The following is a 1,853-nucleotide window of genomic DNA, read 5'->3' as shown; positions in this document are numbered from 1 at the left end:
CCAAGGTCACCCAGTTGGATCAGTACGCGGATGAGATTAAGGAACACGTCGAGGCGAAGAACGGCACCGAAGACCTCTTGCCCATCATCAAAGCCATCGAAGATGCGGATAGCTACTGCGTCGGTACAGGCCTCAGCATGGGTGAGAGCCCGGACAAGATAATCTTCTACATTCACTGACCGTTCAGCGAGAGTGCATCAGTCGCCTCGAGTACGCTCGTCCGGCAGAGTTTTTCGACCCCCAAGAGGGGTGCGGGGAATCCAATAACCCGCATTCGACCTATGAAGACGGATTCGACCAACCACCCACGAGCGGCAGTACAGGATGATAGTGAGCAATGCCAGACCAACGCAGACCACGTCGAGTACGTGGGTATGCGCGTCGACGGAACTCCGGTGGTGCTGAAGCTCACAGAGCACGAGCGCCTCTCGCCCGACCGAAGCCTCGACCTCGTCCGACATAGCCCGGCGGGATTCGAGTGGGGCTACACCGGAAGCGGCCCGGCGCAACTCGCCTGTGCGCTCCTCCTCGACTACTTCGACGACGAGAGCGTCGCCCATCAGTACTACATCCAGTTCCGAAATGAGGTGGTGAGTCAACTCGCGTGTGATGGCCCGGCTGACTGCTGGCATCTCACCGGTGACGACATCGAGGCTGCACTCGGTGAGTTCCAGGACCATCACGCCCTCACGCCGGACGGTGGCGTCGCGTCGACATCGCTGCCGGCGAATTGGAGTGCCGTGAGCCGGACAGATCGGACGGTCTTCCAGCGCCAGGACATCGACCATTACGTCGTTCTCGGTGACGGGAGCGATGAGTGGCTACTCCTGCTCTGTGCGCAGGGCGACCGCGCGTATCCCGCGCCGCTTGACCATCGAACACTTCCGGTTGAGAACGATCCTGCTTCAGCCGTTCAGGCACTCGTCGCTGAGAGTAACGACCTCGTCGAGCCAGAGGAGGACATTTGATGGACGCTCTTCGTCTCTCGCGAACTACCTACCAGCTGATCGAACGGGCTGTCGAGGCACTGGAGCGCATCGGCCGGGAACTCGAGCGATACAACGACCGGCACGAGCGAATAGCGGAGGAAGCCACAGACGAGACGAGTCCCGATGACTCATGACCGGCGAAGCGACGCTCGACGAATTCGAGGCCGAGACATCGTCCGGTGAATCCCGCTCGCCCTCACTTGGAGACCGGCTTCTCAGCCCGATCTCGCCGTCCGTGGGGCTTCGACTGATTCCCGGTCGTGGTGATCCGTTCTATCTACAGAATCGAGGCACTGAGCGGTATCTCTTCTGTGACGAGCACGACCGATGGTTCATACTCCAACCGTCGGCAAAAGCGTCGGAAGAGGCGTTCGTCCGCTGGGTGTATCTCCCAACGGACAAGCCCGAACGGCTGGCGCGGTCGGCGCTTCGTCGACGGACGATGATCGGTTACGACTACGTTCGGCGGTCGACCGCCCCAGACCCGGTCAGAACGACGGTGACCGCGATGTTCGTCACCGAACGCTGGCCCGAGACGACCTACGAGTGTGGGTCCTGCGGGGCGCTGTTCGACACACCACAACAACACGCCCTCCACTGCTGGGAGGCCCATCCGTGGGTGCCGAATCCGGAGCAGGTACGCCGTCGACGTCAGCCCGACGAGTGAGTTCGAGAGTTGAAGACAGGTGTCGGAATCGTCCAGGTGATTAACCAACAACGCTGGATTCTTGGGCAGGGTGTTGGTTAAGAGGTGCTGTTTTTTGCGCCCGTGAGAGGGGCGCAGGGCGCGTGATGAGAGCGTCGTCGCGATAGTTGAGTCCGATTTCGAGGTGACCCAAAATGAAAGATCCAGAATCCAGCACC

At 60.6% G+C, this 1,853-nt stretch carries 3 protein-coding genes; all 3 read left to right on the top strand.

Annotation, left to right across the window (positions count from 1 at the left end):
• The first annotated feature begins 281 nt into the window (after window positions 1–281).
• Genes AN233_RS00040 through AN233_RS15900 form a run of 3 tightly spaced genes read left to right on the top strand, consistent with a single transcriptional unit; the run spans window position 282 to window position 1,656 of the window.
• Entirely contained in the window at window positions 282–968 is a 687-nt protein-coding gene (locus AN233_RS00040) for a DUF6166 domain-containing protein (RefSeq protein WP_058364835.1), read from the top strand.
• On the top strand, window positions 968–1,123 hold the full coding sequence (locus AN233_RS17005; protein WP_176329435.1) for a hypothetical protein: 156 nt from the start codon (window positions 968–970) through the stop codon (window positions 1,121–1,123). The genes AN233_RS00040 and AN233_RS17005 overlap by 1 nt, the downstream gene beginning before the upstream one ends.
• Entirely contained in the window at window positions 1,120–1,656 is a 537-nt protein-coding gene (locus AN233_RS15900) for a hypothetical protein (RefSeq protein WP_080508253.1), read from the top strand. Before AN233_RS17005 ends, AN233_RS15900 begins: the two co-directional genes overlap by 4 nt.
• The last annotated feature ends 197 nt before the right edge of the window (window positions 1,657–1,853 follow it).

The sequence above is a fragment of the Haloparvum sedimenti genome (assembly GCF_001462205.1).
Classification (GTDB): domain Archaea; phylum Halobacteriota; class Halobacteria; order Halobacteriales; family Haloferacaceae; genus Haloparvum; species Haloparvum sedimenti.
This window is presented reverse-complemented; position numbering and strand designations above follow the sequence as displayed.